This is a genomic window from Caballeronia sp. LjRoot29, assembly GCF_964252755.1.
Taxonomy (GTDB): Bacteria; Pseudomonadota; Gammaproteobacteria; order Burkholderiales; family Burkholderiaceae; genus Caballeronia.
This window is the reverse complement of record NZ_CAXUPU020000015.1, coordinates 131,079-148,171: the sequence shown is the minus strand read 5'-3', so window position 1 is coordinate 148,171 and position 17,093 is coordinate 131,079. Positions and strand designations below refer to the sequence as shown.

Sequence of the window (17,093 nt, the reverse complement as noted above, 5' to 3'; positions counted from 1 at the left end):
GAAGCAGTAAATAGACCGATGGATGCCGGCGTGGAGATGTCACGCCGGGCGTTCAGGGCAAAGAAGCCGTTCCAGCTTACGCAGGAACGGCTTTTTGGCTATGTGACCGTCATCGGCGTTTTCTCAAAGACAGTCTCCGAGAAAACGAGGGGGGGCGATGTAAAAATCCGCATAGGAGGCAGCAGAATTCCTCCCAACTCCTTCCCACGCATTGATCCCCAATGCGCTGAGCCTCTGCTACAATTCGATTGCTACATTTGTAGTAATCGAGGTCATGATGAGTATGCCAGTCCGAATTGATGATGAGTTGTATGAACAGGCGAAAGCCGACGCGTCGGCAGAACACCGATCAATCGCCGGTCAGATTGAATTCTGGGCGAAGGTCGGACGTGCGGCGTTGGATAACCCGGATCTGCCAGCGTCCTTCATTGCCGAGTCGCTGATCTCTATGGCCGAGCCGCGCGAACACTCCACACCGTTCGTGCCACGTCGCCGCCGCACATGAGCTTTACGGTCCGTCAGACGAGACGTTTTGCAAGGCAGTACAAAAAACTCCATGACAACGCGGCCGCCGACGTGGACGCCGCAGTGGCGGTCGTCGTGGCCGATCCTGCCGCTGGAGAGCGAAAGCGAGGCGACCTGGCTGATTTGCTTGTGTACAAGTTTCGAAGCCAGGGGCAATTGTTCTTGCTTGGCTATACCGTCGACGACGAACCGCGACTGGTGTACCTCGAAGCGATCAGCCCGCACGAGAATTTCTATCGGGATCTAAAGCGGTGAGCCTGCTCAACGATTAGGGCAATGCCGACCAAGACATTCTCACTTCATCGAGCGTCGTTGCTCCGCGCAGGGCTTCGCACAACGTATGTCGGATACCGACTCCCTTCAGCCTGAAGGTCATCAAGGCACCCGCTATCAATGCTCCCAAGTCATGAATGAAATGACATCCGGGCTATCGTCAAACGTGGTTCCGTCCAACACAATCCTCTCCAACGCAGCGCTTGCTGCCTAATTTTCTGGAGAAGAAACCATGTATGCAGTGACTGGAATCACAGGGCAGGTCGGGGGTGTCGTTGCGCGTTTGCTGCTAGCCGCCGGGCACGATGTCCGCGCCGTCGTTCGCGATGCAGCAAAGGGCGAGGCTTGGGCAAAGCAAGGCTGCGAAGTCGCACTCGCCGACGTCAACGATCAACAGGCATTGCAGCACGCATTCGAAGGTACGGAAGGCGTATTCGTCCTGCTGCCGCCCACATTCGATCCCACGCCGGGCTTTCCCGAAGCTCGCAAGACCATCGCCACATTGCGGGCTGCACTCGCAGCCGCCAAACCGTCCAGGGTCGTCGTGCTGTCGACTATCGGCGCACAGGCCACGCAGCCGAACCTGCTGAATCAGCTTCAAATCCTAGAGCGAATGGCACTTACTTAAGCCCGAGGAGCGTGCCCATATTTTCGGGCGCGCTCGCGAGCGATGTGACGAGGCTCTTTCAGCCATGGATAAGACTTCGGTCTACGTTTACGCATTCGTGGTTCGATGCGACCGGGGCGATTCCCAACACGGGACTGTGCGATCAGGCTGAACAGGAGACTCTGGTCGTGCGTTGCCGTCAGCCCTCTGGCCAGCCATTCAGTCCATAGCTGCACGGTGTGCTTGAAGCTCAGTGCTCTCGGGTCCGTGGCGTAGTGGCTGGCGGCTTGGGCCATCAGCAGCCGGATTACGTTGTAGGCCAGCAGATGGACCCAGATCTCCTTCTCGTTCATGTGGGCCGTTTGGCAATGCAGCACGTCCATGCCCATCGTTGTCTTGATGTTACGTAGATCCAGTTCCACGTTCCAGCGCCTGGCATACAACTGCGAGAGGTCCTGTTTGCGGGTCTTGCGTGCATCAAGCATCGTGGTGACCAGCACCTGGTGATGCAGCCTGGACTCGCGCATTGTCAGTTCATCGGGGAAGGCCTGGTACTGCTCACGCGTCATCCAGGCGGGACACTGCTGGGGTTTGGGCCACGTCACAAGGTGATCGCGCGTGCCCAGCGACTTGCCGCGCCGAAAGTCGGTGTGGCGCGCCCCATGCTGTTCCATCACGACATCCACCCCGGCGGCGATCATTGAGGCCATCAGAAAGTAGTGGCAGTACAAGGCGTCAGCAACGATCACGTCACCGCGACGAAACGAGCTTTGCAGCATGCGAAACGCCGCCAGCTCCCCGCTGCCTTTGCCCGCATAAGTTCCGAGCGCCGCCTCCAGCACTGCGCCGCTTGCCAGACAGATCACCGCAACCAGATAGGCTAACGGAAATCCCACGCCTTCGGCCTGGGAACCGGGCTGTGGGAAGCGGGCCTGGTTCGACGGCGTATCAGGCATCGAGATCCCGGTGCCATCAACCAGCTTGACTGGGCGCCCGCGCCACTTCCAGGCCGGCTTGACCTTCTCGTGCAATTGACGCCCCGTCTCACGCGCCAACTCCCGCACCATCGTCAGCGGCAGTCTCTGGCGAGCGCGGCAGTAGCCGCCCGTACGCACACTCATGGGCCGCAGCCCGTCGGCAGCTCGCTGCGCGGCCCACCCGTTGACTGCCTTCTGACACGAAGCGTCCGCTTCCAGCGCCTGACGCATGAACATCGACAGCGTCACCGTCGGCGGATACAGGCGTTCTCGATGCTCTGGCAAATACGCTTCCGTTATATCTAGCAGCTGCGGGCTCGTCAGTATGTTGAAGTAGTCTACGGCCTGTGCGCGGCGCGCACGGCTTTGAACGGTGCGTCGTGTTTGCCTATGATGACTGCGTGCATTACGATCCATGGTGGCTGATCTTTGGAATGAGACGCTGTTTGCTTGGTAACAACCATCGTATCAATCTATCGATCAGCCGCCTTCCTTTCTCCTCAAGCACTTACCACCGTCTTCTCCTCCATTGCAGGCTTAAGTAAGTGCCATTCATCCTAGAGCAGGAACTGGGCACGCTACCCATGCCCGTGGCTTTCCTGCGCGCCGCATGGTTTATCGAAAATGCTGCATGGGATGTGGCGCCCGCACGCGATTCAGGCATCGTGCCCAGCTTCCTGCAACCACTCGACAAACCTGTGCCTATGGTCGCTACCGCGGATATCGGCCGTGTCGCAGCGGAGTTGTTGCGTGAATCGTGGACGGGGCACCCCATCGTTGAACTGGAAGGGCCGCAGCGTATTTCGCCTGACATGATTGCAGCTGGCTTCACGCGTCTGCTCGGCCGCGACGTCAGCATGACAGTCGTGCCGCGAGACACTTGGGAAGACTTGTTCCGCTCGCAAGGGATGAAAAACCCGACGCCGCGCATGCAGATGATCGATGGTTTCAACGAAGAGTGGATCTGCTTTGAAGGCGCTGAAAACGAAGTGCGCAAAGGCCGTGTGCCGCTCGATACGGTGTTGCAATCGTTGATTGAAAAGGCGTCGTAGAACGGCGCTGATGCCCGGCAACTGGCTTGCGATTATTAACCGTTATTCAGGAGTACAACCAATGACCAGCATGCAAGAAGATGCCATCCGTAAGGGCCGCCTCGATGGCAAGAAGGTGATCGTGCTCGGCGGTTCATCGGGAATCGGCTATGCGGTGGCGGAGTGTGTGCTGGCCGAAGGTGCAAACGTCGTGATTGCATCGAGCCATGCGGGACGTGTCGACGCTGCGGTCACGGCGCTTGGCGCGAATGCTGAAGGCCACGCGCTCGATCTCACCGATGAACATGCCATCGAAGCATTTTTTACCGCGATCGGTAGCTTCGATCATCTGGTGTTTACCGCAGGCGATTCGCTGCGGCTTGGTGAGATCGCGTCGACGGATTTGTCGCTGGCAAGACACGCCTTCGATATCCGCTATTGGGGCGCACTCGCCGCGGTCAAATACGCTTCGCCGCATATCGTGGCAGGCGGTTCGATCGTGCTGACAACAGGCGTCGCGGCGTTGCGTCCGCGTGGCGGCTGGGCATTCGGCGCGAGTGTCTGCGGCGCAATGGACGCGCTCACGCGGGCGCTTGCAGTCGAACTGGCGCCGTTGCGCGTGAACGCCGTGTCACCCGGACTGATCGCGACGAACCTGTGGCAGAACATGTCGGAAGAGGACCGCCAAGCGATGTACGAACAAGCCGGCAAGCAATTGCCCGTCGGTCGAGTGGGCGAGGCGCGCGATGTCGCGGCTGCGTATCTGTTCCTGATGGAAAGTGCGTTTGCAACGGGCCAAACGGTCGTGGTCGATGGCGGGGCGGTGCTGGTTTAGGCGAGGAAGGTGTGGGCTAAGTAATGCAGATACTTGCAGCCAATCAATATCCGCCAGTTTGCAGCAACAAAAAAATGGTTGGGGCGAGTTCGCCCGAACCACTTTTTTTCAAACCACCTGATTGCTCACCTTATCAATTCGTCAGCGACAGATAGGGCGAGGCAAGTGCCGTCGGAGGGAAGGACACTGCGCCGCCTTGTTTCGTGAAGCTGTATCGCACGTACACGGCTGCCAGGTATTCGCGATACTGATACGCGTTGCCAAGCGACGCTGTCGCCCCGACCGTAAGTTGCGGTGCAAGTTGATATTCACCCGTCGCGCTGAACGAATAAGAGACGCCGGTTTTGCTGCTGCTTGCGTAGACCCCTCCGGTCGCGCCTGAACTTCCTGGCTGGATGTTGCCAGTGATCGGGAAATAATTCGACGCATCCTGCCGATAGTGCTGCACACCGATCGACCCCTTGAGGTCGTAGGTGAACAGGCCATTGCGGCCCATGTACTCGACCGGCAGGTTCAGGATCATGTACTGCTGCGGGCTGAAGTAGCCGCCCTGTCCATAGGTGAAGTACGACAGGTTCTTGTCGTAGTGCATCAGCGTGGTGTTCACGCCCGCCGTCAGCGTGGTATTCCCGTCCTGGAACAGGCGCGTATAGAAACCGCCGCCGCCTTTTTCGGCCGTGTTGCTCGCGACATTGGTGCCGGTGTAGTACTGGAACGCCCAGTTCACGTACGCACCGCTCGTTCCGTCGTCCCAGCCGAGATCCAGGCGTCCGCCGTTCGACGTGACACCGCCCCATTGCAGGTTTTGACCCTGATCGCGCGTCCCAGCATACGAGAGCAAGCTGTCGGTGACCGCCCGGCGCGCAACGGCGATCGAGTACGAAACCTTGTCCGTGATGCTGCCGTTGTACTGTGCGCCGCCGACCACGTTTTCTTCGCGAAAACCGAGCGGCGTAGTGCCGACATCGAGCTTCACGCTGTTCGTTTCGTAGCCGACGGACAACCCTACGCCGGTCGCCGTTTGGTTGCCGTAATTGTTGATCAAAGTCGGACTCAATGCGGCCTGTCCGGAGCCAAAGCGCTTGAGCGTGTCGGCCGTCGATTGGGCATCGCCCGCGTCCAACGTTACCGGCGTCGCTGTCACGACAATATGACCGTTCCCCGCCGCGATGCGACCCTGAACCGGCGCTTCGATATCCGTCAGGTTCGACAGCCCGTCCTCACCCGTGCGTTGGCGAAAGATGATGCCGCCCGACACCGTGCTCGACCGGGCGCGGTTGATTTGCGCGAGTTCATCGGCGACGCCCAGCGTTTGTGCGTTGGCCACGGTCGTCGGATTGTTGCCCGCCATGCCGGAGTACGCCTGTGCCGGTTGTGCGGGCGCGTAGCCATAACCTGCGGGCGGTTGCGGGATGTAGGGCTGACCGTAGCCCTGGTTCGCGTAGGGCTGCTGTTGTTGCTGCTGTTGTGGATACCCGTATGCCTGCTGCGCATACTGCTGTTGCTGTTGCTGTTGCTGCGGATAAGGCTGCTGCCTGTAGTCCGTTTCATCGGCTTGGCGAGTGTTACGCGACGTGGCCTGCTTGCGTGTCGAAGCACGTGTCGATTTCGTTCCCGCCGCACTGGAATAGGTGCGGGGTTGCGGCTGCTGCGCGTTCGCTTGCGCTTCGCGCGCAGCGGGCGACATGGGCCACGGCGAACTCATCGCGGGGTCGACCTGTTGCTGAGCTTGCTGAGACTGATACTGAGCCGGATACGGTTGCTGCGGTTGCCGATATTGCTGCTGATTCTGCGCAGGATAAGGCTGCTGATATTGCGGCTGATACGGCTGCTGATAAGCCTGACCCTGCGGCTGATATTGCCCCTGATACTGTCCCGGATCCTGAGCCGGCGCTTGCCCCGGATAGGGTTGCAGCGGCGCCGCGGCCGGCCCGCCGGACTGGCTTGAACCTGAGGTATCGGGACCGTATCCACCGCCTGTCGCTACTGGGCGTCCAGGGTTCCCCTGCGTTGAATAGGGTGCAACATAGGGTGTCGAATAAGGCGCGGGTTGAGGCGGAGGCAAATAGTTCGGCACGTTCTGCGTCGGTGAAGAAGGCTGGGAATAAGAGGACGACCCAGAGGACGACCCACCAGGCAATCCGGGCATCGGAGCAGTCGAGCGCGAGAACAGGCCGCTCAGCGGACCCGTCGGTGCACCCGATGGGCTCGTTGTCGTATCGATGGCGGTCTTGCCTTCAAAGGGATTCGTGCCGGGCAGCGGCATCGACCCGATGCGCTGCATGGCCGATTCCCAACCACGCGGCACGTTGGGCTGCGCGCCCTGGCCGGCTGTGCGCACCGTTTGACGCACGGGCGTATTTGCAGCAATCAATGCCTGCTGCAAATAACGCGATGCCAGCGTCAACTTGCCCTCGGCGTGATACATGCGGCCGGTCGCGGCGAGCACGCGGGGATCGTCGGGAGCCTCGCGCAGCGCCTGATTCGCCGTTGCCTCCGCAAATGAAAATTCCCTCGCGCCGGACGCGGCGCCAATCGTTGAAACCTGCAGGTCGATGTCGTCAGGACGCCGCGCCAACGCCGCGCGATAACTCGCGAGTGCGCTGCGGTCGTCGCCGGCAGAGGTGTACAAACGGGCCAGCGCAGCTTGCAGGTCGGGGTTATCGGGCATGGCGGAAAGCCAGGGCGCGATCACATCGTAGGCGCTAGCCAGGTCCCCGCGCTGACGCACGGTATCGGCCTGTTTCACCACAATGCCGATGTTCAAATTGTTGAAGTCGATACGTTGCTGCGGCGTGAGTTGCGCAGCGGCCAGCCGTCGCATGACGGAACTCAGTTCGGCTTCCTGCTGCGGATTCGTTTGTCCCGCGGCAACTGGAACGGCCGTCAGGATACCTGCGTATTGCAGCAGCAGGCCGGTATCGTCGGGAGCGGCAGCCATTGCGCCGCGCACCAGCGACAACGCGCGCATGGTGTCACCCGCCTGCAAATACGACGACGCCAGCACGCCGATCAACTCAGGGCTGTTCTCAGCAGTGGGCGTAGCGGCTTGCAGGATCGCCTCGGCTTGTTGCGTCTGCCCGGCACGCGACATCCGGTTCGCGAGGTCCGCTTGCGTATGAACCCACAAGCGATGTTGCAGCAGCGTCATGGCCGTCGTGCGCTGGTTGACCGGGATGCGTTCCAGTTGCGATAACCCCGTCGCCCAGTCTTGGGTCTCCGCCGAGAGTAGCGCGCTTGCATACAGCGCGTCGGTCATGTCGGGGTGCGTGGCGAGCAAGCCATCCATCATGCTGCGCGCATTGCCGACCGCCCCTTGGCGCACGTAAATACGAGCGAGGTCGAGGCGCATCCAGACATCGTCGGGATTGTTCAGCAACGCATCTTCGAAAAGACTGCGTGCCGTGCCCAGGTCACCGCGTGCTTCGGCTGCGCGCGCCTGCGCCGCCTGCGCTTCGCCGCGCAGCTTGTTGATGCCACCAGCCTTCGCCTGCTGTTCCGCGTTCAACTGGTTCGCAAAGCCAAGCGCCTCGTCACCGCGGCCTTGCGCGGCGAGGGCGCCGACCAGTCCACGAATTGCGTCGGGGTTGTCGGCCTGACGGCGCAGCGCCATCCGGTAAGCCTGTTCCGCGCCGCGCGGGTCGCCGCTATTGAGCAGCGTTTCGCCGAGCATGGTCTGCGCGGTCGTGTCCGATGGATTGAGCGCAATCGCGCGCTCGAAATCCGACCTCGCTTTCGCGATCTCGCCATTGCTGCGCGCGCCAATCCCCGCGCTCGTATAACTCCAGTAGGTCGCGCTAGTGAGAGCGTCCTTCCATCGCGCCGGATTGCTAATACGCGATGCACGCTCCAGGTACGTGCGCGCTTCATCGAATTTTTCTTGTTTCAATGCGGCGATACCCATGCCGCCGAGCGCATCGCCATCGTTTGGACTATTCGCCAGCACGGCGGAAAAACGGGCGCGCGCTGTGACGATATCGCCACGATCCAGCGCGGCGAAACCATCGGCAACTGCGCGGCCGCGCGAATCTACGGCGGCATTCTCTTGCGCTCGATCGCGAGCCTGCTTGTCTTGCTGGACCATCGAATCGAAACGCGCTTTGACCGCAGGATCGTCCGGCGATGCCTGCAGATAAGCCTGATAAAGCGGGGCGTCGGATGCGCGTGCGCCGAGCCACAGCAGAGCCTGGCGCCAGCTTTTCTTCGCCTGCTCGCCGACGGTGCTGTCATTGCTCAACTGCGCAAGACGCGCGATGCCGTCGCGGCGCGTGGTGTCGCGATAAGTCAGGTGCTGCGCGAGCGCCAGCGCATAGCGCGGGTCGTTGGGGTTGTCGCGTGCGAGCTGCGTCAGGCCCTGACGCGCCTGATCCCAGCCTTGCGGCGTGGCGGCAAGCGCCTGGTAATACTCGAGCGTGAGTTCGGGTGTAGCGGGCTTGCCGTTGATCGCGCGCTGATACTCCTGCACCGCCGATGCGCTTTGACCACTTTGCGCGAGTCGCCGTGCGTCGTTTACGGTCTGGTCGCGCGGACTGGTTTCACCGAGCCGCCGGCCGAGTTCATCGATATTCGGATACTGCGGCGCAGCTTCCCGCAGGCGCTGCAAGTATTGCTGCGCACCGCTGCCGTCCTTGCGGTCCGCGAGGATGATGCCCATGCCGTAGAGCGCGTCGGGTTGCTTCGGGTCGATGCGAAGCACCTTCTGCCACGCTTGCTCGGCCAGATCGCCCCGGCGATGCGACTGCCAGTAGCGGCCCTGATCGATCAGCACGCCGAGCGGCGAGTTGGCAGCGGCACTGCCGGTCACGGCGCCCGCAGTCGCTGCGCTGCTGGCGGCTTGCGCGAACGCGGTCAGCGGCACATTGGCAGCACAACCTGCCGCGAGGCTCAGCGCGATCGCGCGCGCGCCTGCGTGGGATTTCATGGGGAACAGGGGCCGTTTCAACATGCACTTCTCCAGCTCGGCACGAGTCGGCCGGCTTCATCGAAACGGTATCGGCCTTCTATAAATCCGGCGCCGAACAAGCCCAGCACCCGGTCGTAATAAACCGGTTCACGGTTGGGATTTGCAGGCGGAACGCCCGATGAGCTCGCCACGGGCACGTCGAGCGCCGCGAGATGCGTGCGGGCAAGGCCCAGGCCGCGATCATCGCCGAGGGTCTTGAAGTACGGTGCGAGCGCGGCCCAGTAGCTCAGCGGGCCTTCGCCACTTATCACGCCTGTCGCCACATTCACGCGCTCCGGCGGATAGCCGTTTTGCGCCACGACCTGACGCATGCCGCCGAGCGCCGCGAGCCACGGTTTGCCCAGCGGATCAGCGTTAGACGTCAGCCCAGCCCACAAATACACGCGAATGGCGTCGTAGCTGCCGGTGTCGGCATTCTGTGGATCGACGACGAACTGCCCCGACTTGTATGCGGCCCAGTCAGGCGAAAAACCGTGCGGCGCGGTGGTCGTGATGAGCTTGTAGCTATTCTCGGCAAGCTGGTTCCACGGGCCATCGGGCATCTCACGAGCGAGACCGCGCAACACCGGCAATGGCGAATAGCTTGGATTGAGACGCGTCACGTCGCCGGTTTTGAAACCTTGCGGACCAGGCAGCAACATGGGTCCAAGGCCCGTGAGATTCGTCACTTCATGACGCACGATCTGGGCGGCCAGCGCCATGCCCAGTTGCGTATAACTTTTCTCATTCCACAGACGACCGGCTTGCAGCAGGTCGTAGGCGATCCACAGGTCGGAATCGGAGGCGGAATTCGGATCGAGCACACCGAACGAGCCATCAGGCTTCTTGCCCCATTGCCACGATGGCAACCGCACGTTGCCCGGTTCGAACTGGTTCGCCGCGAGGTTTGTGCGGGTCCAGGCGAGCAGCCGGTCGAAGGTCGAGCGGTCGTTCGCGACGAGCGCAAAGAACATCGCGTACGACTGGCCTTCGGAGGTCGTTTGCTGTGCCGGCGTGGAGTAATCGATCACGCGGCCGTCCGCTTGCACGAAGCGCGCGGTGAACGTGCGATAAGCGGTCCAGTCGGTGCATTGCGGCGTGGAGGCTGAAGACGCGCTGGCGCTGAAAGTTGCCCCCATGCCGGTCAGCGCCAGCGCCAGAATTGCCGTCTTCGATCCACGTCTGAAACCTGCCCGCATATCAATCCCTCAAACGGCGCGCGGCAATGGCGCGCAGCGACCGGTAGAACAATGCCGCGATGATGATGGCTGCGAGCAAGCCGCCAAGCACCAGCAGGAGCGGATGAGACGACAACGCCCAGCGCATGTATTCGAAAGGCGACAGTCGGCCGATGTAATAGGCCTGGCCATTCGATGTCACCGTCACTTCGCGTCCGTGAATCACGGCCATGGCGCCCTGGATCTCGGGGAGGATGTCGTTATCGAGCAAGGCGGCTGACAGGTCTGCATCGGACTGTCCGGCCGCGCTGATCAGCGCCACCGCGCTGCGATTGCGCTTCAGCGGCGACTCAAAGCCGGTGATAAGTGCGTCGCCGCTGGAGCTGACAAGCGACAAGTCCGCGCGCGCCGGCAGGCGTTCCACGCCATGCGGGCCGTGCCACCAGTCGACGACCTTGAACGCGACGTCGGAGAGTTCGAAGTTGCGTGAATCGCCGTCGCCTGAGAACGGCATCTGCTTCGCCCAGGTTTGCAGCAGCGGCTGACGCCCGGGCGAGCCGAGGATCAGCAGGTCTTTATCGGCGAGATTGTCGATCTGGTCCGGTTGGGCCACGGTCACGCCGGTCACCGGATATCCCGTCGATGCCCCCATGCGTCCCATCTCCAGCAAGTACAGGCTGAAGTCGGCCGAGGTCGGGTCGTTCGGCATGATGACCGCCGTTTCCGAAAGATCGGCCATGCGCGTGAACGGGAAACCCCCGTTAGCAAAAGCCGCGAGGTCGGGCAGCGCCATGTAGTGCGGGAATCCCGACAGGTCGATGGTCGAATTCGGATCGATGGAACCCACCACGTTATCCAGTACGCGGCCCTGGCATTCGCCGGTCTTCGGATAGTCGTAGTAGAAGTGCAGGCGCAACTGCGAACGCGGCGTGAGCAGCAGCGGCGGCAGGTAGATCTCGTGACGCGCGGCGGCCGTCTTGTCGGGCATCACCTGATTGAAATAGCGGCCGAGATCGAAGGTCGACGTGGCCACTGCCGGAATGCGCAGCGACTGCACGAAACCATCGTTCACGTTGATGTTCAGCGTGGACCGGTCGAGCGTGGGACGCACGGTGTATCGATACCCCAAATCGATCGGCACGCCCTTCGTTTGCCACATGAAGAGATCGGGCGGCACGCGCATGTTCACACGCACGGCGTCGGCGTTATAACCCGACACCGACAGATCGCGTGCTTCTGCCAATTCGCCGAAACGCACCGGCCGGTCGGTCGGCAGCCAGTTCGGCGCGTCATAGGGTTTGCGCGGCGCGAAGTCGTTCAGTCGCGTGATTGTCGCGGTCGTGCCGGACAGTGTGTTCTGGCCGATGCCGAGCGCCTTTGCGGCGGTCTTCAGCTCGGCGTCGTTGCGGCCCATCACGAGCAGCAAGCGGCCACGCGACGGCGAATTGGGATCAGTCGCGCGATCCACCACGGCAATGGTCGGGCCGGTGATATCGGGGACCTTCACGCCGGCCGGGTGCTGGTCGCTGGTGGCGAACACCACGGCATTGCCGGACAGCGGCACGTTGTCGATCTGCGCCGGAAACACGGCGCCACGATATCCGCTGAGCGAGCCGAACCACGACGCCACCGCGCCCGCTGCTTCGAGCGTGGCCGCGCTGGGTTTTTGTGCGAACACGAACGGCAGTTCGAGGCGGCGTACATCGCGACGATCGAAGAAAGGCGCGGGCAAAGCGGCGAGGTCGGGCTTGCTGTCAAGCGATGCATACGTGAGGTCGAGCGAGCTCGCGTTGCTGACGGTTGCCCATAGCGTTGAGTTCGACGGGTCCTCGCATTGCTGCGTGTAGTGGCCGATCAACTGCACGTTCAAGTGATTGAATTCGGTGATGAAGCGCGGGTCGATGGACACATCGCGTGCAACGAGGATGCCGGCCTGTTCGCGCGGTACGGGCAGCGTGGCGGCGACTTCGCCGTTGACCAGCAGCTTGAGTTGCGAGATCGACGGCAGCAGCGCAGGCGAATAACTGTAGATCAGGTGCAGCACTGCACCGGTCACGACTTCGTCGCTGCGGACCGAGAACGGCACGCCGTTCTGGCCGTCCGTGCCACGCAGTTGCAGCGGATCGAGCGCGCCAAGGTCGGAGAACGTGAGCGTCTGGCGGCGGCCGCCGGGCACCAGCAAGCCGGGCTCGGCCGTGGTCGGCGTCCTGGAGGCAAGCGTGCGGACGGCAGGCGCAGCCGACGAACCTGACGCGCCTGACGCACCCGAGGCAGCCTGTGCAAACGCCGGCACGGGCACGGCGAGTTGCGGTTGATCGATCGTTGCCCGGTTGAACGGCGTAGCGGGGCCGGGGGGCGGTACAGAGCCCACGCCGGTTGCGGACGCGCTGGTCGCGGCATTGATCGACGCAGCAGCCGACGCAGTGGCCGACGTAGCAGCCGACGCCGCGCTTGCCAGCGACGCCAGCGGCGCGGCCAGTGCGGTTTGCAAAGCCATCCAGCAAGCGAGGCTGCGCATCAGGGCGCGGGGAATGGGGCGGGCGCTGAACGGCGTAAAAACTGTCGTGTCCGGTTCGCCTTGTCCTGCTCGTCCATTGCCCGGGCGCAGCATCGAAATTCCCTTACCCATGTCAGTCTTTTGTCTTCAGTTTTTTAACGTCGGGTGAACGGGTCGTCAGCCAGTTCCGTGCGTCGATGAAAAGATGTTCGAACAACGCGCCGATACCGCCCATGCCCACTACCAGCACATGCCGCAAGCCGCGCAGCGGTGCGTCCGGAGTGCGTCCTTCAGACCAGTTGGTCCAGGCATCGGCGCGGGCGAAGGTGGTCTTCACGAACTCGAATTCCTGCTCGCGCGTGAGGGCGGAAAAGCGCAGCCCGACGCGCCCGACTGCGGTAAAGCCGACGGTCGCAGGGAACGCATATTCCTCATCGCCACGAAATAGCGAGACGGTGACTTTCTCGTGCAGCGGCACGGTCAGGTCGCCCGGCAACTTCACGCCCACGCCGCCTTCCGAGTAGTCCATGGTCTCGCAGGCGAGAGTCCGGCCGGTGGAGAACTTGAGCATCACGGGCATCTTCATTTCCACGCGATGCGTCGTACGCACTTGCCGGCGTTCACTTGCAGCCGCCACGCTCGCGCCCAGGATCAGCATGTTGTAGGTGGTCCACGCGAGGTTCAGCAAGACCGTGTTCACTTCGCTCTTTACGTCCCAGTGCAGGTAGATGTTCACGAGCCCCGCGATAAACCCGAGCAGGTTCAGCACCAGCAGGATCAGGTACGGACGCGAGATCGCGTAGTCGAAATAATCCTTCGATATCTGGCCGCCCTTCGCCGTCACGTTGAACTTGCCGAGCTTCGGGTTGATCAGCGCGAGCAGGGTAGGCGCGGTGATGTACGACGCCAGCACGGACTCATACACTTCAGCCCAGAACGAATGCCGGAACGAGCGCTGCATGCGCGAGTTCGTGATGCTTGCGTGCATCATGTGCGGCAGCGCGAAGATGGCGATCGTGCCGGCCGCCGCGTGGATCACGTGCGCCCCGAAAAACAGGTACGACAGCGGCGCGGTCAGGAACACGAGGCGCGGGATGCCGTAGAAGAAGTGCATCATCCCGTTCAGGTAACAGAGCCGCTGACCGATCTTCAGGCCCTTGCCCGTGAGCGGGTTATCGATCCGGAATATCTGCGTCATGCCGCGCGCCCAGCGAATCCGCTGGCCGATGTGGCCGGACAAACTTTCAGTGGCGAGACCTGCCGCCTGCGGGATCGCGAGATACGCCGTAGTGTATCCGAGCCGATGCAGTTTGAGCGCCGTATGCGCGTCTTCCGTCACCGTCTCGACCGCGATGCCGCCAATCTCTTCCACCATCGTCCGGCGCAGCAGCGCGCATGAGCCGCAGAAGAAGGTCGCGTTCCAGAGGTCGTTGCCGTCCTGCACCAGCCCGTAGAACAATTCGCCTTCGTTGGGCACCTTGCGGAAGGTGCCCAGGTTGCGTTCGAACGGATCCGGCGAGAAGAAGTGGTGCGGTGTTTGCAGCATCGACAGCTTCTTGTCGCGCAGGAACCAGCCAAGGCCGATCTGCAGGAACGAGCGTGTGGGGATGTGGTCGCAATCGAAGATGGCGAGATATTCGCCCTTCGTGATCTTCAGCGCTTCATTGATATTGCCGGCCTTCGCATGCCGGTTGTGCGTGCGGATGGTCCAGGTAACGCCGACTTCTTCGCAGAACGCCTTGAACTCGGGACGGCGGCCGTCATCGAGGACATGAATCGATATCTTGTCCGCCGGATAGTCGATCGCAAGCGCCGCGTAGATAGTCGGCTTCACCACGCCGAGCGGCTCGTTATAGGTCGGGATGAAGACGTCGACAGTCGGCCATTCATCGCGGTTTGCCGGCAACGGCATCGGCTTTCTCTGCAGCGGCCAGGCGGTCTGGAAATAACCGAGCATCAGCACGATCGCCGAGTAGACCTCGGCTGCGACCAGCAGCAGACCCCAGGCGGCATCGAGCGGACGTTCCCAATAGGTTGTCTCGGTCAGCCGCCAGTACATGTAGCGGCCCGTGACCGCCACAGACAGCATGATCATGACGAGCGTCGCGTACTGGCCGCGCAGGCGCCGGAACGCCATGGCGAGAGCGAAACAGCAGCACGCGAAAATCAGTTGCTGGGTGAATTCGAGCGGCACCGTCCAGACGAAATACATCGCCAACAGGGCAAAGAGCGTGAGAAGCCCCGTAAAGATCCGGCTGCTCCAGATCCCCGAGTCGACAAAACGCTCCAGCCGCGACGCAACTTCGTCGGCCTCGGACAATGCGCGTGCGCGTGGCTTGTTCATGCGACGTTCCTCGGCGAGAGCTGCTTGGAATCGACCGCGCTGGTGAGCCATTCGCCGCACGTGCGCAGATCGGCGGCGGCCTGGCTCAACGGGTCGTAATGGATCAGCGTGGTGTCGCAGGCGAGCGACTCGCTCACGCCTTCGTCAAGGTGGATGACGCCCGGGAACATCTTGTCGCCGAGCAGGTTGCGCAAGACCTTGAGCACGTCCTTCGTCAGTTGCCGCGACTGGTCGACCTGGTTCACCACATAACCCGTGCCCACGAAATTCGAACGCGGCGTGGCGTAGGCCTCGATCATGCGTTCCATCTGCGGGATGGCGGCGTACGAAGCGGCATCGGCAAGCACGACGTTCAACGCAAAATTCGACGCGCATAGCGCCGTGCGCGTATAGACGGACGAACCGGGCGGGGTATCGACTATCACGATATCCGCAGCATCGAGTCCGAGCCTTTCAAGCGATTGCACGAGCCATTGCGGGTCGCGGTCGATGTGCGCTTCGAAGCGGCGTCGATCATCTTCCACCACTGCGCCGTAGGGCAGGACCGTGACGCCGTCGACGCCGTCGAACATGACGGTCTGCCACGCTTCACCGGCGAGGGTGGCGCGCGAAATTCCGTCGATGCTGTCAAGCGGAATGCCGAAATGCAGGCGCAGCGCGTTCTGCGGATCGAGGTCGAGCGCGATTACGCGCCGCCCGCGTGCAGCGAGCACCGAGGCAAGATTTGCCGCGAGCGTGGTTTTACCAACACCGCCTTTGGCAGAGACGACGGTGATGACTTTCATGAGGATGAGTTGCGCTTGGCGAGCCACGAAGCCGCGCCCGAGTTGACGGGAGCTGGGGCAGAAGTTGAGTTTGAAGCTGCAGGTCCGCGCAGGCGCTGGAACATCGACTCCAATGAATCCGGCGATGCGTTTGCCTGCGGCACAGGTTGAGCGTGCACTTGCGGACGGAACAGCTTGCCGAGGATCGACGGGTTCTTTGCTTCAGGCGCTGGCGCTGCTTCGGCCGGCTGCACGCGCGGCAACGACAGCGCTTTTGCAGAACTATTCGAACGATGCAGTGCTGCTGCGAAACCCGTCGGCTGGGTGGGCGCGTTCGCAGACACCACAGGCGCCGCAGACGCTGGCGTGGCGAGCGGTTGCGTACGCGGTTGCGGTTGTTGAGACTGCGGCAGGTGTTGCTCTTGTTGCGTGTGGAACGGCCGGAACAGCGGCTGCGGCAGTCGTGCCGGCTGCTGCGGTTGAGCGGCCACTGGGGGCACCGCCTCGGTTTCCACGGCGTTCGATGTTTCTTCGATAGCGTCTACCAGCGCCGAGAAACGCGCTGCGCCGACCGGCGCGGCCGGCAGTGTGACATTGGCGACAGGCGGAACCGTCTTCCGATGCGCGCGCGCAAAGAGCGGCGGTTTGCCGTGGTTGACCGACGTCGTGCCCGGCGGTTGCGTCAGGCTGTTCGGGACGTTGCGATATTCGCCGGAGCGATCGTGCGTCTGGGGCAGGTGAGCATCGCGGCGGGGCGCGATGTCCGGGATCGTTGGCTGCGAGAGGTCAAGGGTCGCGAGCAATGGCCAGCGCGTGCGGGCGTGGACGGCTTCGTTTTCGCGGCCGATTTCCTGGTAGTTGCCGGCATCGCCGCCAAATTTATCGAACAGCTTCTCAATATCGCGCGAAGGGTTCATGTGCTGCGTCCTCGTACTCTCGGTTGTACTTTGGGCCTTGCCTCGACGACCACTGGCCAGTGACGTCTCGCGCGCTTTTGCACGCTGATGCGGGCAATGCCTGGTTGACTGCTTGATCCGGTGCCGGACCTGTACTGCATTCGTAAACGCCAACAGAATGTCCGGTCCCGCTTCAGGTTCGCTTGGCTGAGCTTTTAGATCAG

10 protein-coding genes and 2 pseudogenes are annotated in these 17,093 nt (G+C 62.2%); 5 read left to right on the top strand and 7 right to left on the bottom strand.

What is annotated here, in order from left to right:
• The first annotated feature begins 274 nt into the window (after positions 1 to 274).
• The 3 genes and pseudogenes from ACSQ83_RS18335 to ACSQ83_RS18325 all read left to right on the top strand — a co-directional run.
• Positions 275 to 505, top strand: coding sequence for a ParD-like family protein (locus tag ACSQ83_RS18335; RefSeq protein WP_436229122.1), 231 nt, complete (start codon positions 275 to 277; stop codon positions 503 to 505).
• The gene (locus tag ACSQ83_RS18330; protein ID WP_414953319.1) at positions 502 to 780 is read left to right on the top strand and encodes a type II toxin-antitoxin system RelE/ParE family toxin; all 279 of its coding nucleotides are present in this window, start codon (positions 502 to 504) and stop codon (positions 778 to 780) included. Before ACSQ83_RS18335 ends, ACSQ83_RS18330 begins: the two co-directional genes overlap by 4 nt.
• Positions 781 to 1,030: 250 nt before the next feature.
• Positions 1,031 to 1,411: pseudogene (locus ACSQ83_RS18325) on the top strand (NAD(P)H-binding protein); the annotation flags it as partial.
• Between the two features lie 11 nt (positions 1,412 to 1,422).
• Here the strand turns inward: ACSQ83_RS18325 and ACSQ83_RS18320 are convergent.
• Positions 1,423 to 2,799, bottom strand: a complete 1,377-nt coding sequence (locus ACSQ83_RS18320) for an IS4 family transposase (protein WP_414966601.1) — start codon at positions 2,797 to 2,799, stop codon at positions 1,423 to 1,425.
• A 137-nt stretch (positions 2,800 to 2,936) separates the two neighbouring features.
• Here ACSQ83_RS18320 and ACSQ83_RS18315 point away from each other — a divergent pair.
• Both ACSQ83_RS18315 and ACSQ83_RS18310 read left to right on the top strand, forming a co-directional pair.
• Positions 2,937 to 3,434, top strand: a pseudogene (locus ACSQ83_RS18315) (NmrA family transcriptional regulator); the annotation flags it as partial.
• Positions 3,435 to 3,495: 61 nt separating this feature from the next.
• Positions 3,496 to 4,248 (top strand): SDR family oxidoreductase, encoded by a 753-nt coding sequence (locus ACSQ83_RS18310; RefSeq protein WP_436229121.1) that lies wholly within the window; start codon positions 3,496 to 3,498, stop codon positions 4,246 to 4,248.
• 133 nt (positions 4,249 to 4,381) lie between these two features.
• Here ACSQ83_RS18310 and ACSQ83_RS18305 read toward each other — a convergent pair whose 3' ends face one another.
• The 6 genes from ACSQ83_RS18305 to bcsP are packed head-to-tail and all read right to left on the bottom strand — an operon-like array spanning position 4,382 to position 16,890.
• The gene (locus tag ACSQ83_RS18305) at positions 4,382 to 9,193 is read right to left on the bottom strand and encodes a cellulose synthase subunit BcsC-related outer membrane protein (RefSeq protein ID WP_436229120.1); all 4,812 of its coding nucleotides are present in this window, start codon (positions 9,191 to 9,193) and stop codon (positions 4,382 to 4,384) included.
• Positions 9,187 to 10,389: a cellulose synthase complex periplasmic endoglucanase BcsZ gene (bcsZ, locus tag ACSQ83_RS18300; RefSeq protein ID WP_436229119.1), complete on the bottom strand. Its 1,203-nt coding sequence runs from the start codon at positions 10,387 to 10,389 to the stop codon at positions 9,187 to 9,189. The genes ACSQ83_RS18305 and bcsZ overlap by 7 nt, the downstream gene beginning before the upstream one ends.
• 1 nt (position 10,390) lies before the next feature.
• Positions 10,391 to 12,997, bottom strand: coding sequence for a cellulose biosynthesis cyclic di-GMP-binding regulatory protein BcsB (gene bcsB, locus ACSQ83_RS18295; RefSeq protein ID WP_436229118.1), 2,607 nt, complete (start codon positions 12,995 to 12,997; stop codon positions 10,391 to 10,393).
• A gap of 1 nt (position 12,998) precedes the next feature.
• Positions 12,999 to 15,260 carry a UDP-forming cellulose synthase catalytic subunit gene (gene bcsA, locus ACSQ83_RS18290; RefSeq protein WP_436229117.1) on the bottom strand — a complete coding sequence of 754 codons (2,262 nt, stop codon included), beginning with the start codon at positions 15,258 to 15,260 and terminating at the stop codon, positions 12,999 to 13,001.
• Entirely contained in the window at positions 15,206 to 15,994 is a 789-nt protein-coding gene (gene bcsQ, locus ACSQ83_RS18285; protein ID WP_414953312.1) for a cellulose biosynthesis protein BcsQ, read from the bottom strand. The genes bcsA and bcsQ overlap by 55 nt, the downstream gene beginning before the upstream one ends.
• Positions 15,991 to 16,890 carry a cellulose biosynthesis protein BcsP gene (gene bcsP, locus ACSQ83_RS18280; protein ID WP_414953311.1) on the bottom strand — a complete coding sequence of 300 codons (900 nt, stop codon included), beginning with the start codon at positions 16,888 to 16,890 and terminating at the stop codon, positions 15,991 to 15,993. The genes bcsQ and bcsP overlap by 4 nt, the downstream gene beginning before the upstream one ends.
• Between the last annotated feature and the right edge of the window lie 203 nt (positions 16,891 to 17,093).